Genomic DNA, 26,357 nt, shown 5'->3' with positions numbered 1-26,357 from the left:
GTGTCACACCACAGTAAGCGATGATCTGACACCTTGTCTATATTCGTTCGTGGACGGCACCGATCGTCGAAACTTCCTTATACACCGTGCATGGGATGTCGTCAGGCGATCTTTCTTGTCAGTCCGAGAGGCGCTCTATAGTGTCAATCTGACAATGCATGCCAGTTCGAGCGTCGTTGCGGCGATCTCGGCCACCACGCGCTCGCGCGAATGAGCTAGGGAGAATTCGATGGGCGAATTGCCGCTCGACGGCGTGGTCGTCGTCAGCCTCGAACAGGCGGTCGCGGCCCCATATGCGACCCGGCAACTGGCCGACCTCGGGGCCAGGTGATCAAGGTCGAACGTCCCGGCGCGGGAGATTTCGCCAGAGTTCTCCGGCATCATGACCGCCCTGTACACCCGCGCCACGACGGGAAAGGTCCGGGTGGTGTCGGTCTCGCTGTTCGAAACGCTGGCCGAATGGATGGGCTCGCCGCTCTATTACGCCCGCTACGGCGGTTCCGCACCGGCGCGGACCGGAGCCAGGCACGCGACCATCGCGCCCTGCGGTCCGTTCACCGCCGGTGACGGCGGGACAGTACTGCTGGCGGTGCAGAACGACCGGGAATGGCAGCGGCTGTGCGCCGAGGTGCTCGAGCGGCCGGACCTGACTGCCGATCCGAGGTTCGCCACCAATTCGAGCCGGGTGGCCCATCGCGACGAACTCGAGGCGATCATCGCGGCCGTGGCGCATACGCTGACCGCCCGGACACTGGTGACGCAGCTGGAGTCGGCGGGTATCGCGACCGCGCGGATCAACGATATGAATCAGTGCGGCCGAGATTCAGCGGTTCCGATCCGGTGGCACCATCTGATCCGCGCCGGTTCATATGGGTTCGAACTGGGAGATCCGCCAGTCGTGCCCGCTCTCGACCAGATCGACGCGCACTGTGCTGGACATCGCCGCCGGTTGCGGATCGTCGGCGGTCGTCGTCGTCTGATCGATGAAAACCAGCACGGTCGCATGCCGGTCATCGGCGGACAGGACGGCCGATCCGGCCACCCGCGCCTTGGTGTCGACCTTCTTCTCCTCGGCAGCCGGAATGACCACCTTGGTCGTGTAGTCCCGGTAGTAGCGCAGGAAGTCTCCGGTGAGTGCGCCGGCCGCGGCGGAGAGATCGGATCGCACGGTATCGGGTTTGTAGGACAGCAATGCGACGGTATCGTCACCGGCGATCCGGGCCACCTCGGCGCGAGTCTGTTCGGTCGCACGATCGCGCCGGTATTGAAGGGTGTACTGGGTCGCGGTCAGTGCGACGGTCACCAGCGCCAGCAGCGCGAAACCGCCCAGCGCCACCGTGCGCGCCCGGGATCGGTCGGCCTCGGCGGACTCGGCGGTCACCACCACCGTATCGGCGAGCTTGTCCGAGAAGGTCTGGCGCCTGGTGTCGCGCAGCGGCCAGAACCAGCCGGCCGGCAACGGGACGGTGTCCACGACATGGGCGGCCGTCCGGAACAGCGCACGCGCGACACCCGGCGGCGTCCCGGCATCGAGCGTGCGCCGGGTGCGCAGACCTGCCAGCGTCTTGCCGATCGTGCGACCCGTGCTGCCCTGCCGGTATCCGATATTCCAGATTGCTGCTGCCGCAACCACCGCCGCGACGACGAGGGCAGGCACCTGCACCCAGCGATCGGCGTCGGCGACCGTCGCGGTCAGCAACGTCACGGCGACGACGGCCGTCGGACAGATCGTGTCGACCGCGAAGGCCAGCGCCCGCGGGCGCCAACCGGCGTACTCGGCCTCGGGGGCGGCGATGTCGGGGGCATCGGCATCGGAGGCGGGAGTGTCTGTGCCGCAGGCGGATTCGGCGGTATTCGCGCCACTCGCGGTGCTCGCGCTCTCCTCGGTGACGGCGTCCGGATCCGGATCGGTTGCCGGTGTGGTCGCTGCTGTATCGCTCACCTGAGTGGTCATGACGGTACGTACTCCATCTTCGCGATCTTCAATCGTCCACCGTCCGGGGCGACGGTCACCCGCAGCCGGAAGGTGCGCTGCTCATTGCTCGCACCGGCGGAATTGGACACTTTCGAGTGGGCGGCCACGAGGACCTGAGCACTGCCGTCGCCGTTGAGGTGTTCGAGCCCGGCCGCAGTGATATCGGCGGTGGTCACGACCTTCGACTTCTCCACGACCTGGATGAAAGGCTGTGCCTGCGGCGAGAATTCGTCACGCCATGCCCCGGTGGCATCGTCGAGGATGCGTTGCACGTCGCGGTTCGCGGTGGCGAAGTCGACACTGAGAATATTGACCACACCCTGCCGGGCGGCCTGCACACAGGCCAGCCGCTGATCGGCCTCGTGCGACGAATTCCGGTGTGCCACAGCGAAATACATCGACATACCGGCGGCCGCGAGGAAGATCGCCGCGGTCAGCGCTACGGCGGCGAGGTACCGCCGGCGCCGGCGTGTCGCGGCGGCGCGGTACCACCTGCGCCGTCGGTGCTCCGGAACTGTCGGCGGATCCGGTTCGGGTGTGAGCGCGTCCGCCTCGTCGGCGGCGGTACGCGTGAGCCGGTGTTCGAGTTCCGCGGCCGCCGCCTGAGCCTGCGCCAGCGCGGCGAGAGCGGCCTCCTGCGCCGCGAGGGCTTCGGCGCGGGCGGCCTCCAGCTCGGCCCGTTCGGCGCTCACCGGACGGGTGTCAGCATCGCCTGCCATGAGGACTCCTTCGGTGTTGCCGCCGCTGTTGCGACATCTTGCAGGGTGTAACTGCGCCCGTCGGCGCCCGCATAGGAGCCGTCCTTCGGGTTGTAGCGGGCGACGGCGACCGGCGACGTCGCCCCGCCCGCCGAGGGCCCGTCCTCGCGGTAACCGCTCGGCCGGGCCGGCGGGTTGTCCAGATACGGCCGGCTCTCGCCGATCCAGGGATTGGTGCCCTGCGGCCGGTACTGCTCATCGCTGTCGCACATCTGCGCGGTCGGCGCCCGTTTGCCGGGATGATCCATGCACGGGTAGTTGCGCGCACCGCGCACCGCGTTCTGGGCGTCCTGCGGCAGAGCGCAGTAGAGCGGGCGAGCGGGCCGGGTCGGGGCGTCCTGCGCAGTGCCGTCGCGGCGCTGTGAGGCGGGCAGGTAGCCGACCGTGCAGGGTTCGGGCAGGTTCAGATTCAGGTTGAACGACAAATAGGCGGCGTGGGTGGAATTCCGGTTCGGATAGGTGGCGACATCCATTGCGCTCGCGGCCTCCGGTAGCAGCACCAGCAGCTGCTCGAGCGACGGGTTGTAGGTCACCGCCACCTGGCCGAGGCTGACCATGTTCGCCAGCAGAATCGGCGTTGTCGGGCGCAATTGCTGGAACAGCGCGGTGACCTGGTCGGCGGCGGCCCGGCCGGACACCAGCAGATCGCGCACCTGTTCGTTATCCGCGGACAGCTGCCCGGTCAGCGAGGCGACGTTGTGCGCCCACGACCGGATCGCGGGGTCGGCGGCCTGCACGGCGTCGAGTACCGTCCCGGAGTTGGTCAGCAGCGATGTGATCGCCGGCATGTTCTCGTGGGTGTCGCCGACGAGTGCGTGCGAGGCGTCGAGCAGGCGGGCGAGCGAGGGACCCGTGCCGTGGAAGGCGTTGTAACTCTCGTCGATGAGGGCCTGCAGATTGCCCTGCGGCAATGCGTCCAGACTGCGGTTGACCGTGTCGAGCAGCGGTCCGATGTCCTGCGGCACCGAAGTCCGATCGACGGGGATGATATCGCCGTCGTGCAGATAGGGCGGCGCGTCGGTGCGCGGGGTGAGGTCGACGTACTGCTCGCCGATGGCGGATCGGCTGTGCACCGCGGCGTCCAGGTCGGCCGGAATCTTGATCCGGCTGTACATACTGAGCGTCACGGTGACGCCGTTCCGATCGGGTTGCAGATCGACCACCCGGCCGACGGTTTCGCCGCGGTAGGTGACGTTCGCGGTCGGGTAGAGACCGGCGTTGTAGGTCAGCTCGACCTTGAGCTGATATCGGCCGACGCCCAGCAGCGAGGGGATCTGCATGAACTGGACGGCCATGACGGTCAGCGAAATGACGGTCAGCACCGTGAAGATGATCAACTGCGTGCGAACGAACCTGGTCAGCTTCATCAGTGCCCTCCCGATACCGGTCCGGTCAGCGGATTCGGGGTGCCCAGCCCGGGCTGACGGCTCTGGGTCCGTCCCAGCGCGGTTTCCAGGGCGGTGAGCTGTCCTTCCCACGGCGTGCCCTGCATCAGGGAGTTGTCGATGCGGCCGAGGGTGAGGTCGATGGTGGCGCTGAGATTCGCGTAGTCGCCGCGGACCCACTTCGACATGCTGATCTCCGGCCACGGGACCGTGCTGTAGAACCCGAGCGATCGGGTCAGGTCTCGTCCCGCGTCGGCGAGGCCGGTGAGGGCCGGTTGCAGGTTCCGCAGGTTGGCGATGATGTCGTCGCGGCTGCTGGTGACGACCTCACCGGCGGTACCGGCGAAGTTGCCGACCGCGGTGGTCGCGGTGATGAGGTTGGTGCGCTGCTGGTTCAGTACTTGCAGTGCCGGTGGTATCGCCTGTAGCGCGTGTGCCAGGACACCGTTCTGGCGGTTCACGGTATCGGCCAGATGGTTCAGCCCCGCCATCGCCGCGATGATGTCGCCGCTCTGCCGCTGGAGTTGGTCGGTGAAGGTGTTCAACTGGCCGAGCAGATTGCGCAGGCTCGCTTCGTGACCGCTGAGCGCGGAGTTCAGTTCCTTGTCGATCTGCTGGAGTTGGCCCAGCCCGCCGCCGCTGAGCACCATCGACACCGTGGCGAGGGTCTGCTCGGTGGTCGGATACTGGCCGGCCCGATCGAGCGGGATGACATCACCGTCGCGGAGCCGCCCGGTCGGCGGCACCCCGGTGGGCGGGGACAGTTCGATATGTTGGCTGCCGAGCAGACTCGTCTGCCCGATCGCCGCGGTGATGTTGGCCGGGAGTACGACGCCGTGGTCGACGCTCACCGTCACCAGTGCGTGCCAGCCCTGACGCTGGATCCGGGTAATCGAGCCGACATTCACATCGGCCACCCGGACCCGCGAATTCTCTTCTATCGCAGTGACATTCGGCATCTGGATCTGGATCTGATAGGAGCCGGGGCCGTGTCCTTCCGCACCGGGCAGGGGGAGTGAGTTGGGGCCGCGCCACTGACCGCAACCGCTGATCAGCACGAGTGCCACCGCGCAGCAGGCAGCGACGGGTGCGCGACGGGAACGCCGAACTTTCCGATAAGTGGTCATCGCTGTCCTGTCCGGCCGAACAACCCGGGCAGGCCGCTGCCCGCTGCGACCGTCGCGCCGGCGCCCCCGGGATAGGGGTTGAGGAATGGCTGGCTGAAATCGACCTGGTTACGTCGTGCCTGTACGCCGATCATCGGATTGACCCCGACCGGCGGATAGTTGAATTTGATGCTGTTCAGCACCGGGCCCAGGTACTGCACGCACAATTTCGCGGCCTCGGCCGCGCCCAGCTGGCTGGCGGCCTGAATCGCGCCGCAGATGAATTGCACCGGATTCTGCATGTTGGGCACCGTGAGTATGCCGGTCAGCGCACCCTGCGCCGGCTGGTAGATGTTGTAGAAATTGCCCAGTGCGTTCGGTGCGACGTGCAGGATCTGTTCGACGGTCGTCTTGTTGTCGTTCAGCATCGTGGTCACCGAGGCGAGACGATCGACCGAATGCTGGAGCCGGTCGCGGTTGTCGGCCACGAATTGCTGGATATCGCCGGTGACCGAATCCAGATCCGACAGGGCCGTGGACAGTTGGGTGTCCGAATCGACCAGTACCTGGCTGACCGCGGCCAGATGCCCGTTGATCTGGACGATCTGCTGGTCACTGGCGGCCAGCGCACTGACGAAGACCTGCAGATTACGAATCGTGCTGAACAGATCGTTGCGGCTGCCGGCGATCGTGTTCATCGCATCGGACAGCTGCGTGATGGTGGCGTTGAGCCGATTTCCGTTGCCCTTCAACGCATCCGCTGCGGAGTTGATGAACGACCCGAGTGGTCCCGCGGGCTGGCTGCCGGTCGGGCCGAGCGACTGCGCCAGCCGTTCGAGCTGCTTGCGGAAATCGTCCCATTCGACCGGGACGGCGGTCCGGCTGATATCGATGGTGGCGCCGTCGGTCAGCCGCGGGCCGCCGGTGTAGGCCGGGGTCAGCTGGATGGCCCGCGAGGACACCAGTGACGGCGACAGGATGACGGCCTTGGCGTCGCGGGGGATCGCGACCGAGGAGTCGTAGTGGAACTCGACCTTCATCCGGCGCCCATCGGGCTCGATGTGATCGATGCGGCCGATCTTCAATCCCAGCAGCAGAACGTCATCGCCCTGGTAGAGGCCGTCGGTATTGGTGAAATACGCGGTGACGGTGATCCGGGTCAGGAGCGAATGGACGTACCATCCGGTGACGGCCAGCACCGCCACCAGGACAACGGCGCCGAGACGGATCAGGGTGCGGCGGGACATCGGCAACCGGGCCGGGACCGGCATCCTCATCGTGGACCTCCGATCCCCGGAAGCGCGGGCAGCGGCGGAATCGCCGGCCGGGCCGCGGCCGGTGGTGGGGTGTGTTGCGCTGGCCCGCCGAGAATTCCAGGGTTCACCCCGGCCTTGTCGAAGGCGGCATCGATGAACGGCTGCAGGAACTGTCCCGGCAGCAGGTTGCCCACATATGCCTTGAAGAACGGCCCGGAGGCAACCGATTCACCGAGTGAGAGCGCGTACTGACTCAGTGGCAGCAACGTCTTCTCGATATCCTTCTCGTGTTTCTCCAGCAGATCGGCGACGCGGTTCAACCGGTCCAGCACCGGCCCGAGTTGCTGCCGGTTGTCCGCGATCAGCGCGGAGAGCTGCTGTGAGACCGCGGAGATGTTCGCCAGCAGGACCGACAATGCCTGACGCCGCTCGTCGAGTGCCTGGAACAGCACGTTGCCGTCCAGGATCAGCGCATCGAGCTGAGTGCTGCGTTTCGAGAGCACACCGGTGACGGCCGAGGCGTTCGACAGCAGATCCTTCAGCAGGTCGTCACGCTTGTCGATCGATGTCGACAACCGGGTCACCCCGTCCAGGGCGGTGCCGAGGTCGGGCTGGGCCTTGTCCAGGGTTTGACTCAGCACATTCAGCGCATTGGTCAGATCGTCGGTCTTCAGCCCGCTGATGGTGGTGGTCAGATCGCCGAGCGCATCGGTCAGCAGGTACGGCGTCGAGGTGTGGGCGGTACCGATGATGGCGTTCGGTCCGAGTTCCGTGCGCCCACGGGGCCGTAGTTCGAGCATCTTGCTGCCGAGCACGGTATGGGTCTTGATGGCGGCCTCGGTGTCGGTGCCGAGCCGCACGCCGTCCGCGGAGAATCGGACCAGCACCGTGGTGCCGTCCAGCTGCAGACTGGACACCTTCCCGACCTGGACGCCGGCGACTTCCACCGGCGAACCCGCTTTCAGGCCCGCCGCCTCGGCGAACTGCGCGCGATATTCGCGGTGTGCGCCCAGATAGGCGACCGTATCGTAATTCTGGGCGGTCAGAACCGTTCCCACGGTGACGATCAGGCCGATCAGCCCGATCCGGAATGCATTCGCTGTTGCGCTCATTTGGGCGGAGTACACCTTCCCGCTCGCTGACCGGCGATTTTGATATACGCGGGATCACCTTTCGGCCCGTTGACCTTCAATGTGACATCACAGAGATAGAAGCTGAAGAAGTCGCCGTAGAGTCCGAGCCTGCTCAGTCGGGCATAATCGGAGGGCAGTCGCGACAACAGGCTGTCGACGTAGTCGTAGTCGTTGTCGATATTTCCGCTCACCTGGCCGAGTTGTGTGACGTCGGAGGTGATATCGGCATGCGTGACATTCAGCAGCGAGGCGACGCTGCCGGATGCCGAGCCGATATGCGCCAATGCGTCGGCCACCGGTTGCGATTGCTTCGAGATGCCGCTGATGAGTAACTGCAGATTGTCGATCAGGGAGTCGAATTGCTTGTCGCGGTTGTCGACCGTCCCGAGTACCGCATTCAGGTTCGTGATGACCTCGCCGATCAATTGGTCGCGGTCGGCCAGCGTCGCGGTCAATTGCGCGGTGTGGTCGAGGATTCCGGCGATGGTGCCGCCCTCACCCTGCAGGGTGGCGATCAATTCCGCGGAGAGTTTGTTCACCTGACCGGGGTCCATGGCTTTGAACAGCGGGCGGAAGCCGCCGATGACGGCGTCGAGATCCAGGGCCGATGCGGTGCGGTCGGCGGGTATGGTCGCGCCGCGCGGCACCTGGTCGGTCGGCCCGGGCCCCTCGCTCAATTCCATGTAGCGGTCGCCGATGAGGTTCTCGTAGCGGATCTGCGCCCGCGTCGCTGTGGTCAACGTGACGTCGCTGTCGAGTGAGAAATCGACCCGTGCCCGGGTGTTGCCCGTCACCGACACCTTGGCGACCTGCCCGACCTCCACCCCGGCGATGCGTACGAACTGACCCGATTTCAGGCCCGAGACATCGTCGAATATTGCCGAATAATCCGAACGGCTCTCGAACCGTTGCTTTCCGAAGACAACCACGATGGCGAAGAGGAAGAAGCTCATCGTGACGGCGAACACGATAAATTTGAGCATCGGTGAGGAAATTCTCATCGGTTCCCCCCGCCATCCAGAGCGTTACTGAACAGATATTGCATGATGGTGGGGTCGGCGAATGTCGGATGATCGCTGCCCGGCCCGTTCAAGGGTGCGCCGGTATTCATTCTGAGATATGGCGCCGGATAGTTGTTCCAGGTGGTCGGCGCATAGCAGCCCGGTTCGGTGTGCGGTCCGCCTTTCGCCGCCACGATCGGAAGATTCTGCGGATGGCTGTACAGGGCTTTGCCGGCCAGCAGGCCGACGTCCAGGGAGGCCGAATATCCGGTCTCGTCGACGACCGAGGGCTCGATCGCCGCATCCGACGCGCCGAGATGGAACATGCAGGGAAATTCGGGACTGTACTTCGCCAGCAGAGCGGTCGTCGGCGTCAGCAGGCGCAGGGAGTCGACGATTCCGTGTCGATTGTCGCCGAGAAAGGTGTTGCCGTTCGAGCCCAGGCCGATCGCGGACACGAGCAGTGCGGCTACATCGTCCTTCTTCTGCACGATCGAATCGGACGTCACGGAGACGTTGCGCAGGATCGACATCAGGTCGGTTCCGGCATCGCCGAGTGTCCCGGTGACGGCGGCGGTGCCGCGCAGGTCGTGCTGCAGTTGGGGCAGTTGGGGATTCAGATGCGTCAGGGTGTCGTCGAGTTGATCCATGGTCTGGCCGAGATCGCTGCCGCGGCCGTGCAACCCTTCCGAGACTGCCGTGAGCGTGGCGTTCAGTTTGTCCGGTTCGATCTTGTTCATCACGGCCACGATGTCCTGGAATACGGTGTTGATCTCGGTGGTGATGCCGTGGGTGTAAATGCGCGCTCCGGCGGTCAGCGAGGTGCTCGCCGGGCCGTCCGGGGTGACCAATTCGATGTATTTCGCCCCGAATATCGTGGTGGCCTTGATTTCGGCCTCCACATTCGACGGTATTTCGTGCAGTTCGGAAGGGTCGAGGGCGAGGGAGATGGTGGCGTTCTGCCCGGTGGTGTCGATCCGGTCGACGCGGCCGATCTGGACACCGTGCAGTTTGACCTTGGAACCGACCTCCATGATGAGTCCGGAGCGCGGCGCGACCACGGTGGCCGGAACGGTTGCCACGAGGTCGCCGCGAAAGGACGCCATACAGAAGACGATGAGCGCGGCCAGGGTGCCGACGAAAGCGACCGAGATGACCTTGTACGGCGGATTCTTGTGGTGCGACCGCGGTGCGCGACCGGACATCATGCCTCCCTCATCCCGCGAGATTGAAATTGCCCGAAGTGCCGTACACCGCGAGGGAGACCAGCAGTGTCACCATCACGACCGCGACCAGTGATGCGCGCACCGCGCGTCCCACGGCATGACCGACTCCGGAGGGGCCGCCGCTGGCGTGGAATCCGTAGTAGCAGTGAATGAGCATGACGGTCACGGACATGGTGATTGCCTGGACGAATGACCACATGAGGTCCGTCGGGCGCAGGAATGTGTAGAAGTAATGGTCGTAGACCCCGGAGGACTGACCGGCCAGGAGTGTGGTGTAGAGCTGTGAGGACAGAAACGACATCAGAACAGCCATCGAATACAGCGGAATGATGACGATCAGCCCGCCGATCACCCGCGTCGAGACGACGTAGGAAATCGAGCGGATCGCCATGACCTCCAGTGCGTCGATCTCCTCGCTGATCCGCATCGCTCCCAGGCGCGCGGTGGCCCCGGCACCGATCGTCGCCGCGAGGGCGATACCGGCAGTCACCGGGACGACGATGCGCACATTGATGAATGCGGCGAAGAAGCCGGTCAACGCCTCGACGCCGATATCGCCGAGTGATGCGAAACCCTGGATCGCCAGCAGCGCGCCCGCCGACAGGGTCATGAACGCGACGATGACGACGGTGCCGCCGATGATCGCCAACGCGCCGGTGCCCATGCCCATTTCGGCGATGATGCGCAGCATCTCCATGCGGTAGGTCCGTGCGGCGTGACCCATCTGCCGGAACCCCTGGTAGAAGAACCAGCCCTGATGCCCGACGCGATCCATCGCCCGGCCGGGCGCGGCGAGCCGGCGTGCCACCCGGGGGTACCGACTTCGCAATACCGAGATTTCCTCGACCATTCGCTATCCCAACGTTGCCTTGACGCCGACCGCGGTGACCACGACGTTCACCGCGAACAACGCCATGAATGCGTAGACCACGGTCTCGTTGACCGCATCGCCCACTCCCTTCGGCCCGCCTTTGACGGTCAGGCCCATATGGCTGGCGACCAGTGCGGCGATCAGCCCGAACAGCCCGGCTTTGACCTCCGAAATGACCACTTCGGGCAGACCGGTGACCAGCGTCAGGCTCGATACGTAAGCGCCGGGGGTCACGTGCTGCACATATACCGAGAACAGGTATCCGCCGATCAGTCCGATGGTGACCACCAGCCCGTTCAGCAATAGCGCGACGACCGTGGAGGCGAACACGCGCGGCACGACCAGTCGCTGAATGGGGTCGATGCCCAGCACCTTGATGGCGTCGATCTCCTCCCGGATCGTCCGGGATCCGAGGTCGGCGCAGATGGCGGTGGCTCCGGCCCCGGCGACGATGAGCACGGTGACCAGCGGCCCGACCTGTGTGACCGCGCCCAGTCCGGCGCCGGCGCCGGACAGATCAGCGGCGCCGAACTCCACGAGCAGGATGTTCAGGGTGAAGATCACCAGGACGGTGAACGGAATGGCGACCAGCAGCGTGGGAAGCAGCGCGACGCGGACCAGGAACCAGCTCTGCTCGAAGAACTCCGACCACTGAAACGGCCGCTTGGTCGCCGCGCGTGCGGTGGCCGCGCACATGGAGAAGAACCCGCCCACCGCAGACACCGGCACCCGCAACCTGTGGCCGAGTGGCACATCGGGTTTCGGTTGCACCGTGTCCTCCTGATCGCGTCTGCCGGATGTGTGTCGGCGCTGTGCTCGCGGTCACATCCGTCGTCGGCAACCAAAATGACATAGTCGCAGAAAAAGATCAATAGGTTGAATAGATTAGACGAATAAAATGTACCCAGACCCGACAAAATGACAGTTGAGCGCGCAGGAACGCGCGCTGGTGGGGGAGGGATCCGGTTGCGGCTGGGCGGATTTCATGGACGGCTGACCATGAGCCCGACCAGATGCGGCCGTCTCGGCTAACGGTCGGCGAGCGCCCTGCTCGGCCCCGCCCGGCGAAAGAGTCGCCGGGAACCGATCAGCTCTGGCGGCGCCAGAAGAAGCCGCGCTCGATGACCGCGGACATCAGATTCACGATCTGATCGGGGTTCAGCGGAGTCTCGATCTCCTGGGACGCGCGGGCCAGCCGCTCCATGATCGCGCGGAAGATCAGCACCGAGGCGAGGGGGTCGAACGGAACATCCGGCCGATCGACGGTGCTCAGGAAATCCAGGATCGCGGAGTCGGTCATGCCCTCGCCGTAGGCGCCCAGGTCGGCGACCAGTGACTGCTCGGTGCCACGCTCGGTCCAGACATCGATGACCCCGCCGAACTCGGCCTCGAACTCCACGAATCTGGACAGCCAGCCGCGAAATGCGGCCGGATCCTCACCCGGTGGCCGCAGGTGACGCAGTTCGTCGCCCAGGGTGTTCGCCGCGGCGCCCGCCTCGGCGCTGACGGTGAGCAGCAGGTCCTGCTTCTCGTTGAAATATTTGTAGAACGTGCCGCGGGCATAGCCGGCCGCGGCGACGATATCGTCGACATTGGCCCGGTGGTATCCGCGGGCGGCGAACTGGGCCGCTCCCGCGGTGACCAACCGCTCGACGGTGCGCCGGGCGCGGGCGCTGAGATCTCGCGTGCGTTCCTCGACCGTGACCCCCCGCGCCGCCGGTACCGGCGGAATGGTGATGACCTGGGCGGAGTCGACCCGCAGGGCCAAGGTCTCGAATACGCTCGCGGGCGTATCCGGGAAGAATACCAGCTGGAGGAAGACCGACAGCGCGTCGACCACGGACTCGACGCTGCGGCCGTACGCGCGGTCGGTGTGCAGATACAGGTTCACCCGGTGCACGACCGCCATCATCGCCATCGCCGCGAATTCGGGGTCGAGGCCGTTGAGCTGCGCGTCCGCCAGGCGGTCAGCGAGTTGATGCTGGTATTTGCCGACGAAGCGATCGATCTCCGGTTGTACCACGCTCTCGGTGGCCGCGACATTCGCCCACTGGACGAACATCGTCGAATAACGTTCGAAGACCCAGCTCCACTCGCCGAGCCACCAGTTCAGGTTGTCGAAACCCATGGGGGTGGGACCCAGGGGGCCGATGCGACGGGTCACCCGCAGCAATGCGCTACCGCACTCGTCCATCAGCTCCAGAAAGATCTCGTCCTTGCCCGGAAAATATTGATAGAGAGTGGCCCGGGAAACTCCGGCCGCCTTGGCGATGGCGTCGACCGAGGTATTGAAGAAGCCGAGTTCACCGAACAGCCCGAGCGAGACATCGACGATCTTTCGCCGCGTGGTGGTACCCCGGGTACCGATCTCGGGGCTCGACGGGCCGTAGCTCGCCCGGCGAAGGATTCGGTTCTCTGACATCAACGGCTATTTTAGTCGATTGCCCGCCACTGCTTCATGTGCTCGTCACCACCGTGTCGTCGCTGTCCGGGAGCAGGAACTCCGCCGAACCGGCCAGGGCCGTGCGACCGGTCTGACGGTGGCATACAAGTTCGACGGTTACCCTCCGGCCGCCGTCGGTCGGCTCGATCGCCGTCACCGTTCCGGTGCAGGTGAACACGTCGCCGGGCCATACCTGTTCCCGGAATCTGACGCCGAATCGGCGCAGGTTGTGCGCCCCGAGCCAATCGGTGGCGAACGTCGCCAGTAACGCGGCCTGATGCATGCCCTGGGAGAAAACCGAGGGGTATCCGGCCGCGGTGGCCATGGTGTCGTCGTAGTGCATGGGATTCAGATCACCCGACGCGCCCGAGTAACGCACGAACATCTGCCGGGTCAGCGGGCCGAATGTGCGTGGCGGAGCCGTGGCGCCGAGGTCGAGTGCGGCGGCGGGGGTGGTCATGCGGACTTCTCCTTGGGTGCGGTCTCGATGAAGGTGGCGTGCGCTTCGGCCACCAATTCCCCCTCGCCGGTGCGGAATTCGGTGGCGACCACCGCGAATCGCATGACACCGCCACGTTTTCCCGGCTTCTCGAATCGATCGACGACCTTTTCTCGCGCGGTCAGATGGTCGCCGGCCTTCGGCAATGGGCCATGGAAGATGTATTCCTGTTCACCGTGCAGCAGGCGGGCGCGGTTGAATCCGACGTCGACGCGGGCGCCCGGTGGCGCCCACTGTCCGGCGGTGATCAGGAATGTGGGCGGGACGATCGCGTCCGGGCCGTCGTAGGCGGAGTTGTCCGATTGCATCGCCTTGGCGAATTCGCGGATCTTTCCGCGTTCCACGATCACTTCCCACGGCGTGCCTACGGTCCGCGGGCGGATATTCCGAAGATCCTGGAGCTGTGGGGCAATGGCCAGGTCGACCTGGATGCGGTGGTGAGCCGCACCTACCCGCTGGAGAAGATCAACGACGGTTACGAGGACATGCGTCAGGGCCGCAATCTGCGCGGTGTGCTGCGGTATCCGGCGGCCGAGGCCGCGGAACGGTAGCTCATCGAGCCGCCGCCGTCGTGAAGTGCGGAAGCGAGCTGTCCATGGACTGGGTATCGCTGTGCGGGTCGAAAATCGCCGCGATGTAGGTCAGGCAATATCCCCACCAGAGCAGGGCCGCGGTGATCTCCTGGCGGGCAAGGCGGGCATCACTGGTCGCGACCGCGGTGAGCGCGTTCAGACTGTCCGCCTTGTTGTACATCACCGCATAGGACGCCCAGGTGAGAAGGCGATCGTACTGGTCTTGATTCCACCCGCGATAGATGCTCACGGTGCCCGGCACGCCGGTCCGGTAGATCGCCGTCCCGGCGGCGGTGAAACGTTGCTGGGTCGCGATCAGCGGCTCGGTCCCGGGCGCCCCTCGGATTATTCCGGTGATGCGCGCTGCGGTCTCCGGTGCCGATGTCGCCCGCCGGTAGCGTTCCTCGGCCCGGCTGAGGAACGGTTGGTTCGCGAGCGCGAAGTGGGCGTCCAGGAGCACGTTCGGGTCCGCGCTGAAGAAGTTGTCGGCCAACGGTTTTGCCGCGACGGGGGCATTCGCGCTCGGCGGCACCAGGTAGCGCAGCCACGTCGCGTCGTACCCGAACATGCCGACTTCCGCGGGCCCGAGTTCGAGCAGACCGCCGAGAGGTCCGGGCACCTCCGTGGAAGCGGGCACATTACTTCTGAGCGTGTGCTCCGCGAAGGTGAGTGCGGCATCCGCGTCCGCGGTCAGCGCGGCGTCGCGGTACTGGTGGAGACTTTGCTGGTAGAGCTGTGAGTACACCGCGTCGGGCGTTGTCTGCGAAATAGCGACGGGCCGATCGAAGACCCGCATGTTGGATCGCAGCCACACGCTCGAGTAGTAACCGGCCAGATGGACCAGCCACTGGGCGCGGCCGAGGCCGTCGGCAGTGCGCATGTCGAGGTGGCTCTCAGGGGGTGGCTGCGCGGTCCCCATGGCGATATTCGCCAGTCGGTTGGGTAGCCACCAGACGAAGAAGTCCTGTGCGCTGGGGTTGCGGTCCGTCATCGCGCCGGTGTTCGTCGGATGGGGCCGGTTCGCGTACTCGCGGGCGAACGCGTCGAGCAATGCGGGGGCGGCGATCAAGCCGCTGCGCCCGAGACCGGGATATCCCGTGTCGGTCCACGGGTAGTAGGTGAGCTGTACCCCCGCTATCGGGCAACTCCCGGCATCCGGTGCACAGGAGGTGGGTGCGGCATGGGCCACCGCGGACATCCCGACCGACACCGCCAGGACGACCACCGCCACAGGCCGCGTCAGCAACCGGTGACGCCGATGGAATTCCTCGAATTGCTTGCTCCGCACAGCGCCCTCGATTCATTCCGGTATCGGAATGAACTGTGTCACACGACGGTACGTTTGCCAAGAGGCCGGTGTGGGCCCGATGATCCGGCCGATGGCGACTGACGCGGCCCGCCGCGCCGGACCGGGATCGGCCCTCGATTCAGGGTTGGGGTGCGGGGACGGTGGAATTGAGTGCCGATTGTGCTCGGCGTGCGGCATCCGCGTCGCCGCGCGCTATGGCGGCGGCCAACTCGCGGTGGCCTCGACGGATGAGCTGTGCGTAGTGGTCCAGGGCGGGCTGCGCGATCTGCGCGGTCACCGCCGGCTGTAAGTCGGCGACGAGATCGGCCAGCACGTCCGCGAACAGCGCGAGCGCTGGGTTGCCGCAGATTCTTCCCATCAGATTCGCCACGGCGATCGCTGTTTCGGCGGCATGATCGATCGTCACGGGGACTCCGGGAGTCCAGGCGTCGTCGATGAACTGCGCGATACCCGCGCGATCATCGGCGGAAGGATTCTGCGCCGCCAGTGCGGCAAGGGCGGGTCCGAGGAGCTCGGCAGCCGCGATCAAATGCCCCAAATGGGCACCTTGCCGACGCAACAACGCCGATGCCGAACTGGAGACCACCCGCACCGACGGCGTACTGGCGAAGAAACCGCCTCTATTGCCGCGACGTACGGTCACCAGCCCTTCTGCCTCGAGGATCCGCATCGCCTGGCGGATCGTCGGACTGCTCACATCGAAGCGTCGGCTCAGGTTCTCCTCCGAGCCGATATGCGTACCGTCGACCAGGTCGATGATCTCGGCCCTCAGCACCCGGGTGATCACCGCAGCGGTGGTCGGGTTGTCCCGCGATCTCATGAAGCCAGTCTGGCATCAACGCATCCACGCGCCGTGGAATCGAGCGGTCGGCACGGATCCTTCCGGGTTGCGAACCGGCACGGTGAGAGGGGTTGCACCGCCCACCGTCGACCCGGTCAGAAGTTGGTGCCACCGTCGATGTTGATGAGAGCGCCGGTGAGGAATCCGGCCCGTGGCGAGAGCAGGAAGGCGATCAGTTCGCCGACCTCGTGTGGCCGGCCCGGCCGCCCCAGCGCCGCGGTGAATCCCCATTCTTCGACCATGACGCGTTCGAGTGCCTCCTCGCGCGGGTAGCCGCGTTCTTCGGCGAGGTAGTCGCGCACCGCGCTGAGCGCATCGGTCTCGACCGCTCCCGGGCAGACACAGTTCGCCCGAATACCTTGTTTCCCATATTCTTTCGCGATTCCCTTGGTGAATACCGCGACGGCGCTCTTGAGTCCGGCGAACGGCAGGCGCGCGATCTCGGGTGATCTGATCGAGTAGGCGGCCGTGGTGACCACGGTGCCTTTGGTCGCGACCAGATGCGGTAGTGCCGCCTCGATCGTGCGGGTGGTGCCGAGCACGACGTCCCGGAATGCGGCGGTCCATTGCTCGTCGGTGGCCGATATCGGATCGTGGCCGGTGGTGCCAGTGGTGATCGCGACACCATCGAGTCGGCCCAGGAATTCGACCGCTTCCTCGACCGCTCGTGCGGCCTGGCCTTCCTGCGCGGTATCGAAGGACAGATTCGTCACCCGGGTGGCCCCGGCCTCGGCCAGTTCGGCGGCGGCCTTTCCGCCGCGTTCGTGATCGCGCCCGATGACGACGATCGCCGCGCCGTCCTCGGCGAGCGATCGGGCGGCGGCCAGGCCGATGCCCGCCGTCCCGCCGAGGACGAGATAGCCCTTGTCGCGCACTGACAGATCCATGTGGACGTCCTTCCCGCAGCTGTTCGAAGTAGTGACGATGATGTCAGGCAACTGCGCTGGTGCGCCATTGTCCGGGCGCGATCGTGTGCTCCGGAGCCCTGTGAAGTGGTCAGAATGCCCAATTTCGCCCTGGTGTTTGACGGTTGTGACTGCAGTCACTAGATTACATAGTGTCAGAAACGCGATTTTCCGATCCGGCCTCGTTGACGTGCTCCGAGGTGGATCAGCTCTTTACTTCGCCAAAGGAGGCGTTGTTCCGCTTCAAGATTCCATGCAGATGATTTCTGTCGACGACCATCTGATCGAGCCGCCATCGGTGTGGGTCGACCGGTTGCCGAAGAAGTTCATCGAGGCTGGTCCCCGCATCGTCGAGATGGACATGTCGCAGAACGCCGGTGACGAGGCGCTGTCCACGACGGCGTTCAGGCGGCACTGTGTTTCCCGTCGTTCCCGCGCTTCTCCGGCACCGTCTTCCTCGAGGGTCAGGACAAGGAACTCGCGCTGCTGTCGGTGCGGGCGTGGAACGACTTCCATCTCGACGAGTGGGCCGCGGCCGCGCCGGACCGCTTCATTCCTCTGATCATCCTGCCGCTGTGGGATCCGGTTGCCGCCGCCGCCGAGATCCGCCGCTGTGCCGCCAAGGGGGCGCGGGCCATCTCCTTCCCGGAATGTGCTGTGCCGCTGGGACTTCCGTCGTTCTACACCGACCACTGGGACCCGGTCTTCGCCGCCGCGCAGGAGACCGGCATGCCGCTGTGCATGCATTTCGGCTCTTCCGGTCGCCCGCCGATCACCTCGCCCGAGGCCCCGATGGCGGTGATGATCTCCCTGTTCGGCACCAACTCGATGTACGCGACCGCCGATCTGCTGTTCTCCCCGGTGTTCTACAAGTTCCCGAACCTGAAGGTCGCGCTGTCCGAGGGCGGCGTCGGCTGGGTGCCGTATCTGCTCGAGCGCATCGATCAGGTCTGGGAGAAGCATCGCTGGTACCAGAACGTGAACAAGGAGGTGCGCCCGTCGGATCTGTTCCGCGAGCACATCTTCGGCTGCTTCATCGACGACAGCGAAGGTATCGTGCGCCGCGAGGCGATCGGCGTCGACAACATCCTGTGGGAGTGCGACTACCCGCACTCGGATTCGAACTGGCCCAACAGCCGTGAGTTCACCGGCAAGTTGCTCCAGGACGTATCCGACGCCGACGCGCACAAGATAGTCGAGCTGAACGCCCGCAAACTCTTCAATTTCCCTCGCGCCAACTGATACGCGCGTCAACCGAAAGACGAAACAGCGTGGCTGACAAGGATATCGATGCCGCGGACTGGGTCGACCAGGATCTGCTCACCAGGCAGGAGGCCGGTGAACGACTGGCCGAGGAGATCGCGCGAGTGCGGGCGCGCCTGCGCGCGGTCGAGTCGCAGTCCGGGGCCGATGCCGCGGCGGTCACGATGATCGCCCGCCGGCTCGCGGCGATGGAATCGATTCGCGATTCGCTGCGGCCCTCCGGGGCCGGTATTGAAAGCTAAATCATTTAGCTATAGTATCGGCGCTGACCGGCCGTCGCCGGTCGACAGTGGCGCAGACAGGGGTCAACGATGACATCCGAAGCATCCCGTGTGATCAACACCGACAACCTGCCGATGGCCCAGGACCGCGACGGTTCCTGGCGCATCATGCGTCAGCATCCCGTGGTGGAGGTCGAGGGCGGCTTGGCGGTGACCCACCGCGATCTTGTCGAGACCGTGCTCAAGCAGCCTTCGATCTTCTCCTCGAAGCAGGCTTTCGACGTGCTGGGCAGTCCGATTCCGCTGGTTCCGCTGGCCTTCGATCCGCCCGAGCAGTCTCGCTATCGCAGGATTCTGCAGCCGTTCTTCAGTCCACGGGTGATCAATCCGAGGGATCCGGAGCTCCGGCGGCAGGTGATCGACCTCATCGAGCCGATCGCCCGGCGGGGCGGCTGTGATTTCGTCGCCGAGATTGGCGCGGTCTTCCCGGTCCAGGTCTTCCTGACGCTGTTCGGTCTGCCGCTGGATATGCGTGATCAGTTCGTCGAGTGGAAGGACGCGGTGCTCGGTTTGACCAGCGCCGCGGGTGAGACCTCGGTCGACGCCGCGTCCCAGGAGGGTATGCAGAAGGCGGCCGAACTGTTCATGTATCTGACTGATCTGATCCGGCAGCGGCGCGGCCGGCCCGGCGAGGATGTGCTGAGCCGGCTGCTCGCCCTGACCGGCGAGGACGCGCTCAGCGACGAGGAGGCCATCGGTCTGTGCTTCCTGTTCATTCTCGCCGGTCTGGACACCGTGATGGACGCGCTCGGCTTCGGCATGCAGCGCCTGGCCGAGAATCCGGGCCAGCGACGGCTGATCGTGGACGGTCCGGGGCTGATTCCGGCCGCGACCGAGGAATTGCTGCGGTTGGATCCACCGGCTCCGTTCCTGCCGCGGGTGACCTCCGAGGAGACCGAACTCGGCGGACGGGTGTTGCCGGCCGGTACCCGGGTGACCGCCTATCTGGCGGCGGCCAACCGTGACCAGGACCGGCACCACGACCCGTACACGCTCGACTTCCATCGCGGGATGAACCCGCACATCAGTTTCGGGATGGGCGTGCACCGCTGCCTGGGATCGCATCTGGCCCGGCTGGAGATGCACATCGTGTACCAGGAGTGGCACGCGCGGATTCCGGAATATCACATCACCCCGGGGACGACCCCGCGGGTGCGCTGGCCGCGCGGCACCACCGGGCTCGATTCGCTCCACCTCACATTCGATGGGAGAGATGACCGATGAAGGTCACGATCGATCACACTGTCTGCACTGGTCACGGTATGTGCTACGGCAACGCGCCGGAGGTCTTCGCGGACGACGAGCAGGATACGGTCAGGTCATCGCGGAAGGTGAAGTGCCGGATCGGCTCACCGAGTCGGCACGACAGGGCGCTCTCGGGTGTCCGGAACGAGCGATCATCATCGCGGACTGATTCGGCAGTCCGCACCCGGCAGCGGATGTTGCCGATCTCGGGAAGGCATCGGGCCCCGCCGTACACGCTGTCGTGTACGGCGGGGCCGCTCGTCGTGGCCCCGATGTCCCGATCAGGCCGGTGTCGGTGAATGTTGGTGACACAGTTGGCTAACTGATGCTCGAGAGATGTCCCGATTTATGAACAAAGACGCTGGTAGAGCCGGTTGCAAAATAGTGACACTAGTGCCAGAATCGGATGGCGATGGTGATTTCGGCTGCGATCCGGCGCCGACCGGAGACCGCCGAAGATGTGACGACGAACGAGCGAGGAAGAGCCGATGATCGGAGCCGATGAGGCCGCGGACGTGCTGATCGATTTCGACTGGTGGCAACAGACCGGCCAGGCCGAACGAGACGCCCGGTTCGACGCGCTGCGCAGGGAGAATCCCCGGGCTTTCGTCTCGCTCGGCGGGCGGGACCGCAAGGGCTTCTGGGCGCTGACCCGCCACGCCGACGTCCTCGAGGTGAGCCGGCGTCCCGAGGATTTCGCCTCGGGGGAGGGTACGCAGATTTTCGACCAGCCGCGCGCATTGCGCGAGTATCGCGGGTCGATCATCGATATGGACAATCCCGAACACTCCCGGGTCCGCAAGATCGTGTCCCGGGGATTCACCAACAAGAGCTTGGAATCTATTCGCGGCCTGGTCGAATCGACCACCAATGAAATCCTCGACGCGATGCCGGCCGCCGGCGAATGCGATTTCGTCGACAACTTCGCTGTGCTGCTTCCACTGCGGATCATCAGCGCCATGCTGGGCATTCCGCGGGAGCATGAGGCCGATATCCTCATGGCGACGAATACGATTCTGGGCGCATCGGATTCGGAATACATTCCCGACCAGTCCGGCGCGGGTATCGCCGATGCGGTGACCCAGGCCAGCGAACGGCTGATCGAGCTGTTGCAGAATTTGTCCGAGGAGCGGATCGCCAATCCGCGTGACGATGTCATCAGTATGTTGGTCGCCGCGAAGGAGGGCGACAATCTGACCCCGCAGGAGATGGCGAAATTCTTCATCCTGATGGTCGGGGCCGGCAATGAGACCACGCGTAATGCCCTGACGCACGGGGTCTACGCCCTGAGTCGCCATCCCGCTCAGCGCGACGCCTGGCTGGCGGACTACCGCGCGTCGGCGCCGACCGCGATCGAGGAAATCCTGCGCTGGGCGAGCCCGGTGATCCACATGCGCCGCACGGTGACTCATGATGGTGTCCAGCTCGGTGATCAGGTGTTCTCCCAGGGGGAGAAGGTCGTACTCTGGTACACCTCGGCCAATCGCGACGATGCCGTCTTCGAGGACCCCCATGTTTTCGATATCACCCGTAATCCGAACCCGCACTTGGCATTCGGTGCGCCGGGGCCGCACTTCTGCCTGGGCGCGCACTTGGCGCGGCTGGAGCTGAATATCGCGTTCGAGGCCCTGTATTCGCGTTTTCCCGACCTCGAGGCCGTCGGTGAGCCGACACTGCTGCGGTCGAATTTCGTGAACGGCATCAAACATCTGAATGTGAGGTACACGCCCCGATGACCGATGCTCTCCTGCGGAAGATCGACGGCGGCGTCCTGACGATCACGCTCAACCGGCCCGAGGCGGCCAATGCCATCCGGCCCGAGGATCGCGACGCCCTGATCGAGCTGTTCGCGCGGCCGACGCCGACGCCGATATCCGGGCGGTGGTCCTGCGTGCGAACGGCAAGCACTTCTGCTCCGGCGCGGATGTGGTGAAGCTGGCGGACGGTCATGCGAGGAACGTCAAGCGGGTGACCGATCCGATGCGGCGGATCATGACCGGCGCGCAGCGCCTGATCGCCGCGGTTTTGGATTGCGGAAAGCCGGTCGTCACCGTGGTGCACGGAGCTGCCGCCGGCATCGGCGCACATCTGGCGTACGCCTCGGACCTGGTGATCGCGACCGAGGCGGCCTACTTCAGCGAGTCCTTCGTCAAACGGGGGCTGGTGGTCGACGGCGGCGGGGCCTACCTGCTGCCCCGGTTGATCGGCATGCAGCGCGCGAAGGAATTGGTGTTCTTCGGCGACAAGCTCCCGGCCGCGGAAGCGCTCGGTCTCGGTGTGGTGAATCGGGTGGTGGCCGAGGCGGGACCTCGTTCAAGGGCACCCTGCGCGACACCACCGCGATGGAATTGGCCGAGACCGTCGTCAAGGAGGCGCTGCGGCGCTCCGCCCTGGCTCCGGAGCAGGTCGATTACATCATCCTGGCGGAGTCCAACTACGGCGGCGGCGATATCGCCCGCCATGCGGCGGTGACCGCCGGGTTGTCGCAGGTGCCCGGGCAGGCGGTGAATCGGCATTGCGCCGGCAGCCTCACCGCCATAGGCAACGCCGCGGCGCAGATCGCCGCGGGCGCGGAGCGGGTGATCATCGCCGGTGGCGCGAATTCACAGTCCACAGCGCCGCTGCAGCAGTTCCGCACCCCCGGGACCACCGACGAATTCACCGGGCAGTGGATGCCGCCCTCGCATCCGGACACCGCCGAGGCGCCGAATCAGGACATGTCCATCACGGTCGGCTGGAATACCGCCAAAGCCGTAGGCATCACTCGTGCGGAGATGGACGCCTGGGCCCTGCGTTCGCATCAGCGCGCGATCAAGGCCATCGACTCCGGGGTGTTCGACGATGAGATCGTGCCGGTGCAGGCATTGCAGGCGGACGGTTCGCGGATCGAATTCGCCGTGGACGAACATCCCCGTCGCGACACCAGCCTGGAGAAATTGTCGGGCCTGAAGGTGCTGCACCCGGAGATCGACGGTTTCTCGGTCACCGCGGGTACCGCCAGCGGGATCAACGACGCTGCCGCCGCGGTCGTGGTCACCAGCGCCGACGTGGCGAGCGCGCAGGGCGTGGAGGTGCTGGCGACGGTGCGGGCATGGGCCTCCACCGCGATCGATCCGGCCAACACCGGGCTGGCCGTGCTGGATGTGATCCCGAAGGTGCTCGAGCGGGGCGGGATCGCCGTGTCCGACGTCGCGCTGTGGGAGATCAACGAGGCGTTCGCGGCCGTGCCGGTGGCCGCGTGCAAGAAGCTCGGCATAGATGACGAACTCGTCAACACTGCGGGCAGCGGATGTAGCCTCGGTCATACGGTCGCCGCGACCGGTGCGCGCATGATCGTCACCCTGATGTATGAACTGCGGCGGCGTGGCGGCGGATGTGGCGTGGCGGCGATGTGCGCCGGCGGCGGTCAGGCTGGGGCGGTGCTGATCGAGGTACCGAAGGTAGCGTGACCCGCTCTCTTGGTTGACACTTCTGTCAGATATGGTTGGTAGAGCTGTCGCCGGGTGAAAGCATCCGGGTGCGGTGCTCCGCGCGGCGCGGTCGTCGGCGGCACGGAAGGGAGCAGTCTCGGTGCGTCATCTCGAGTCCAGGCTGCCGGGCGCCGGAGTGCGCCTGGCAGCCGATCTCTGGGTCGGCGATCACGCCGCCGGCCGGGGCGTGGTGGTGTTGCTGCACGGCGGCGGCCAGACGAGGCACTCCTGGCGTCGCACCGGAGTCCGGCTGGCCGAGGCCGGTTGGGCGTCGTGTGCGATCGATCTGCGCGGGCACGGCGACAGCGACTGGCATTCCGGCGGTGACTACAGTGTTGCCGCGCTCGTCGAGGACCTGCGCGCGGTGCTCGCCCATATCCGGCAGGCGAATCCGGGTCTGCCCGTCGCCCTCGTCGGCGCCTCCATGGGCGGGAAGATCTCCCTGATCGCGGCCGGTGAGGATACGTCCCTCGCACAGGCGCTGGTCCTGGTGGACATCGCCGTGCGTGTCGAGGTCAGCGGTGGTCGCCGGGTCCGTGAGTTCATGCAGAGCGCGCCGGACGGCTTCGCCTCGCTCGAGGAGGCGTCCGCGCGAATCGCGGCCTACAATCCGCACCGCCCGAGGCCATCGAGCGTCGAGGGCCTCCGGAAGAATCTGCGCCTCCGACAGGGGCGCTGGTACTGGCACCGGGATCCCGCGATGATGCGCTCTGCCGACGGTGACGACGATCGGCCGGTGAGCCCGCAGATCTACGAGCGGGCCAAGCGGGCCGCCCAGCGGGTCACCTGCCCGGTTCTGCTGGTGCGCGGGCAGCTGTCCGACGTCGTCTCCGACGAGGGCGTCGCCGAACTGCGGGAACTGATCCCGCAGGTCGAGGTGATCGATGTCCGGGAGGTCGGCCATATGGTCGCCGGCGACGACGATGACGTGTTCACCGCGAATCTGCTCGACTACCTGAATTCCTCACTGTCCGTGCGCGGGTAGCCCGCCGGACGTCCCGAAAGGAAACAACGACATGACAATCGACGTCGATGCGGCGAACAAGGTACTCGGTGGCCTGCGCCCATTCCCGGTCGCGGTCACCACGATCGACGGCGGGTTCGCCAACGGCCTGATGAGCCTGTCCGCGGGCTCGATGAGCATCGTGCCGGAGCTGCCTCGTGCCACGGTCAGCCTGACCAAGTACAACAAGACCCACGACATGGTGCTCAGCTCCGGCATATTCGTGATGCATCTGCTGAGCGCGGTCCCGGAGCAACTCGACGCGTCACTCGACATTCTGATGACGCTGGGCGGCAGCTCGGGCCGCGATGGTGGCAAGATCTCGAAACTCCGTACCAAGACCGGCGTCACCGGCGCGCCGATCCTGCTCGACGCGCACAGCTATGTCGAGACCCGGGTGATGGCCACCCTGGATGTCGAGGAGAGCACCATCTTCGTCGGTGACGTGGTCGCCGCGGAAATCCTGAACCCCGGCGAGCGGCTGCGCATCGGCGAGGCGTGGGGCAAACTGCCGGCCGAGTGGATCGAGCAGTACGAGACCAACCATGTGCCGCAGCTGGAGAGTGCTCGCGCCTACCGTTCCGCGGCCCGGAGCTGAGTATCCGATGCCCGCACTCACCTCCGATCAGATCGATGACGCCCGCCTCACCGGCGCCTGGGAGCTGCCCGAGGAGTTCCGGTTACTGCGCGATACCGTGCGCGGATTTATGCGGACCGAGGTGCATCCGCTCGAAGAGCGGCTGCCGCACGATGCCGCCGGGCTGCCGCGCGAGCAGCTGATCGCCTTGCAGGACAAGGCCCGTCGGCTCGGCCTGTGGGCGTTGCAGACACCGGAGCGGTTCGGTGGCGCCGGGCTGAGTGTGCTCGGTCAGGTCGTGGTGGCCGAGGAGGCCGCCAAATGCCGTATGGGCGCGTTCTTTCCGGCGCTGGGCGCATTCGGCGGCAATCCGCCGAATGTGATGTTCAAAGCGACGCCCGAACAATTCGCGAAATACGCTCAGCCCATCATCGACGGCACGGCCACCAAGGCGTACACGGCGATCAGTGAGGCCTCGGGCGGTTCGGACCCGGCACGCGCGATCACGCTCAAGGCCGTGCGCGAGGGCGACCACTATGTGCTCAACGGCACCAAAATGTGGACCAGCCACGCGAAGGACGCCGACTGGGGTGTGGTCTATGCCCGCACCGGCGAAGGGCGGCACGGCATTTCGTGTTTCATCGTGGAGAAGGACACGCCGGGGCTGTCGTTCCGCCGCATCGGCGTGATGGCCTCCTTCGCGCCCTACGAACTGCATTTCGAGGATGCGGTGATCCCGGCCGAGAATCTGATCGGCGCGGAGGGGAAGGGTTTCTCGCTGGCCAGTGACTTCCTGATCCACGGCCGCATCCTCTACCCGGCCGGGCCGATCGGCATCGCGCAGTCCGCCTTGGACATGGCCTGCACCTGGGCCAAGGAGCGCGACGTCTTCGGCGGCAAGCTGGCCGACAAACAGGGCATCCAGTGGATGCTGGTCGACAGCGAAGTCGAGCTGCGCGCGGCCAGGCTGCTGATGTATCAGGCCGCCTGGAACGCCGATCTCGGCAAGGACGTCAAGGTCGACGCCTCGATCGCGAAACTGTACGGCACCGAGGCCGCGTTCCGCGTGGTCGACCGGTGCATCCAGATTCACGGCGCGCTCGGTCTGGCCGACGAACTGCCGTTGGAGCGGTGGTTCCGGGATCTGCGGGTCAAACGGCTCGGGGAGGGGGCGACCGAGGTGCAGCGGGTCGTCGTCGCCAGAAAACTGCTCGAGTGAAAGCCGATAGCGTGAGTCT

24 protein-coding genes and 4 pseudogenes are annotated in these 26,357 nt (G+C 65.7%); 12 read left to right on the top strand and 16 right to left on the bottom strand.

All coding sequences use genetic code 11. The annotated features are described in order from the left end of the window. Positions 1-229 precede the first annotated feature (229 nt). Positions 230-814, top strand: a pseudogene (locus tag ON40_RS50825) (CoA transferase); the annotation flags it as partial. A gap of 51 nt (positions 815-865) precedes the next feature. Here the strand turns inward: ON40_RS50825 and ON40_RS50820 are convergent. From ON40_RS50820 to ON40_RS40355, 13 genes are all read right to left on the bottom strand, one after another. Beyond that, positions 866-1,954, bottom strand: a complete 1,089-nt coding sequence (locus ON40_RS50820) for an RDD family protein (protein ID WP_051194350.1) — start codon at positions 1,952-1,954, stop codon at positions 866-868. After that, positions 1,951-2,694 carry an Rv1363c family protein gene (locus ON40_RS40410; RefSeq protein WP_040830957.1) on the bottom strand — a complete coding sequence of 248 codons (744 nt, stop codon included), beginning with the start codon at positions 2,692-2,694 and terminating at the stop codon, positions 1,951-1,953. Before ON40_RS40410 ends, ON40_RS50820 begins: the two co-directional genes overlap by 4 nt. After that, on the bottom strand, positions 2,664-4,100 hold the full coding sequence (locus tag ON40_RS40405) for an MCE family protein (protein WP_040830855.1): 1,437 nt from the start codon (positions 4,098-4,100) through the stop codon (positions 2,664-2,666). The genes ON40_RS40410 and ON40_RS40405 overlap by 31 nt, the downstream gene beginning before the upstream one ends. Then, complete coding sequence (locus tag ON40_RS40400) at positions 4,100-5,245, bottom strand: MCE family protein (RefSeq protein WP_040830854.1); 1,146 nt, start codon at positions 5,243-5,245, stop codon at positions 4,100-4,102. The genes ON40_RS40405 and ON40_RS40400 overlap by 1 nt, the downstream gene beginning before the upstream one ends. Further along, entirely contained in the window at positions 5,242-6,501 is a 1,260-nt protein-coding gene (locus ON40_RS40395) for an MCE family protein (protein ID WP_245568207.1), read from the bottom strand. The genes ON40_RS40400 and ON40_RS40395 overlap by 4 nt, the downstream gene beginning before the upstream one ends. Continuing rightward, the gene (locus ON40_RS40390) at positions 6,498-7,592 is read right to left on the bottom strand and encodes an MCE family protein (protein ID WP_040830956.1); all 1,095 of its coding nucleotides are present in this window, start codon (positions 7,590-7,592) and stop codon (positions 6,498-6,500) included. The genes ON40_RS40395 and ON40_RS40390 overlap by 4 nt, the downstream gene beginning before the upstream one ends. After that, positions 7,589-8,596, bottom strand: a complete 1,008-nt coding sequence (locus ON40_RS40385; RefSeq protein WP_306305413.1) for an MCE family protein — start codon at positions 8,594-8,596, stop codon at positions 7,589-7,591. Before ON40_RS40385 ends, ON40_RS40390 begins: the two co-directional genes overlap by 4 nt. Positions 8,597-8,610: 14 nt before the next feature. Continuing rightward, positions 8,611-9,819 (bottom strand): MCE family protein, encoded by a 1,209-nt coding sequence (locus ON40_RS40380; RefSeq protein ID WP_157186753.1) that lies wholly within the window; start codon positions 9,817-9,819, stop codon positions 8,611-8,613. 10 nt (positions 9,820-9,829) lie between these two features. Continuing rightward, the gene (locus ON40_RS40375) at positions 9,830-10,690 is read right to left on the bottom strand and encodes an ABC transporter permease (RefSeq protein ID WP_040830850.1); all 861 of its coding nucleotides are present in this window, start codon (positions 10,688-10,690) and stop codon (positions 9,830-9,832) included. 3 nt (positions 10,691-10,693) lie between these two features. Further along, a complete protein-coding gene (locus ON40_RS40370) occupies positions 10,694-11,407 on the bottom strand; it encodes an ABC transporter permease (protein WP_051194381.1) in 714 nt (237 codons plus the stop codon). 391 nt (positions 11,408-11,798) lie between these two features. Then, positions 11,799-13,133, bottom strand: a complete 1,335-nt coding sequence (locus tag ON40_RS40365; protein WP_040830848.1) for a TetR/AcrR family transcriptional regulator — start codon at positions 13,131-13,133, stop codon at positions 11,799-11,801. Between the two features lie 34 nt (positions 13,134-13,167). Beyond that, on the bottom strand, positions 13,168-13,614 hold the full coding sequence (locus tag ON40_RS40360) for a MaoC/PaaZ C-terminal domain-containing protein (RefSeq protein WP_040830847.1): 447 nt from the start codon (positions 13,612-13,614) through the stop codon (positions 13,168-13,170). Further along, positions 13,611-13,961, bottom strand: a complete 351-nt coding sequence (locus ON40_RS40355; RefSeq protein ID WP_245568206.1) for an FAS1-like dehydratase domain-containing protein — start codon at positions 13,959-13,961, stop codon at positions 13,611-13,613. Before ON40_RS40355 ends, ON40_RS40360 begins: the two co-directional genes overlap by 4 nt. Positions 13,962-14,024: 63 nt before the next feature. Between ON40_RS40355 and ON40_RS50815 the strand changes: the two are divergent. Then, positions 14,025-14,204: pseudogene (locus tag ON40_RS50815) on the top strand (alcohol dehydrogenase); the annotation flags it as partial. 1 nt (position 14,205) lies between these two features. Here ON40_RS50815 and ON40_RS40350 read toward each other — a convergent pair. The 3 genes from ON40_RS40350 to ON40_RS40340 all read right to left on the bottom strand — a co-directional run bounded on the left by ON40_RS40350 (position 14,206) and on the right by ON40_RS40340 (position 17,262). Then, on the bottom strand, positions 14,206-15,513 hold the full coding sequence (locus tag ON40_RS40350; RefSeq protein ID WP_040830845.1) for a hypothetical protein: 1,308 nt from the start codon (positions 15,511-15,513) through the stop codon (positions 14,206-14,208). Between the two features lie 139 nt (positions 15,514-15,652). Then, positions 15,653-16,354, bottom strand: a complete 702-nt coding sequence (locus ON40_RS48895) for a FadR/GntR family transcriptional regulator (RefSeq protein ID WP_051194348.1) — start codon at positions 16,352-16,354, stop codon at positions 15,653-15,655. A gap of 116 nt (positions 16,355-16,470) precedes the next feature. Continuing rightward, positions 16,471-17,262, bottom strand: coding sequence for an SDR family NAD(P)-dependent oxidoreductase (locus ON40_RS40340; RefSeq protein WP_051194347.1), 792 nt, complete (start codon positions 17,260-17,262; stop codon positions 16,471-16,473). Positions 17,263-17,533: 271 nt separating this feature from the next. Between ON40_RS40340 and ON40_RS40335 the strand changes: the two are divergent. The 10 genes and pseudogenes from ON40_RS40335 to ON40_RS40290 all read left to right on the top strand — a co-directional run bounded on the left by ON40_RS40335 (position 17,534) and on the right by ON40_RS40290 (position 26,338). Next, a pseudogene (locus ON40_RS40335) lies at positions 17,534-18,522 on the top strand (amidohydrolase family protein). Positions 18,523-18,551: 29 nt separating this feature from the next. Then, positions 18,552-18,785, top strand: a complete 234-nt coding sequence (locus ON40_RS40330) for a hypothetical protein (RefSeq protein ID WP_040830844.1) — start codon at positions 18,552-18,554, stop codon at positions 18,783-18,785. Positions 18,786-18,854: 69 nt separating this feature from the next. Next, the gene (locus tag ON40_RS40325; RefSeq protein ID WP_040830843.1) at positions 18,855-20,048 is read left to right on the top strand and encodes a cytochrome P450; all 1,194 of its coding nucleotides are present in this window, start codon (positions 18,855-18,857) and stop codon (positions 20,046-20,048) included. Then, entirely contained in the window at positions 20,045-20,368 is a 324-nt protein-coding gene (locus tag ON40_RS56395) for a ferredoxin (RefSeq protein ID WP_373282062.1), read from the top strand. Before ON40_RS40325 ends, ON40_RS56395 begins: the two co-directional genes overlap by 4 nt. A 189-nt stretch (positions 20,369-20,557) precedes the next feature. Further along, positions 20,558-21,805, top strand: a complete 1,248-nt coding sequence (locus tag ON40_RS40315) for a cytochrome P450 (protein ID WP_040830840.1) — start codon at positions 20,558-20,560, stop codon at positions 21,803-21,805. Then, positions 21,802-22,364, top strand: a pseudogene (locus ON40_RS40310) (enoyl-CoA hydratase/isomerase family protein); the annotation flags it as partial. The gene ON40_RS40315 and the pseudogene ON40_RS40310, both read left to right, overlap by 4 nt. A gap of 47 nt (positions 22,365-22,411) precedes the next feature. After that, a complete protein-coding gene (locus ON40_RS54125) occupies positions 22,412-23,518 on the top strand; it encodes a thiolase family protein (protein ID WP_083896309.1) in 1,107 nt (368 codons plus the stop codon). A 121-nt stretch (positions 23,519-23,639) separates the two neighbouring features. Beyond that, positions 23,640-24,524, top strand: coding sequence for an alpha/beta hydrolase (locus ON40_RS40300; protein WP_040830839.1), 885 nt, complete (start codon positions 23,640-23,642; stop codon positions 24,522-24,524). A gap of 31 nt (positions 24,525-24,555) precedes the next feature. Further along, the gene (locus tag ON40_RS40295; protein WP_040830838.1) at positions 24,556-25,140 is read left to right on the top strand and encodes a flavin reductase family protein; all 585 of its coding nucleotides are present in this window, start codon (positions 24,556-24,558) and stop codon (positions 25,138-25,140) included. A gap of 7 nt (positions 25,141-25,147) precedes the next feature. Then, positions 25,148-26,338 carry an acyl-CoA dehydrogenase family protein gene (locus tag ON40_RS40290; protein ID WP_051194380.1) on the top strand — a complete coding sequence of 397 codons (1,191 nt, stop codon included), beginning with the start codon at positions 25,148-25,150 and terminating at the stop codon, positions 26,336-26,338. Positions 26,339-26,357: the final 19 nt, after the last annotated feature.

The sequence above is a fragment of the Nocardia jiangxiensis NBRC 101359 genome (assembly GCF_000308615.1).
Classification (GTDB): Bacteria; Actinomycetota; Actinomycetes; order Mycobacteriales; family Mycobacteriaceae; genus Nocardia; species Nocardia jiangxiensis.
The sequence above is the reverse complement of the archived record's forward strand: the minus strand, read 5'-3'. Positions and strand labels throughout refer to the sequence as shown.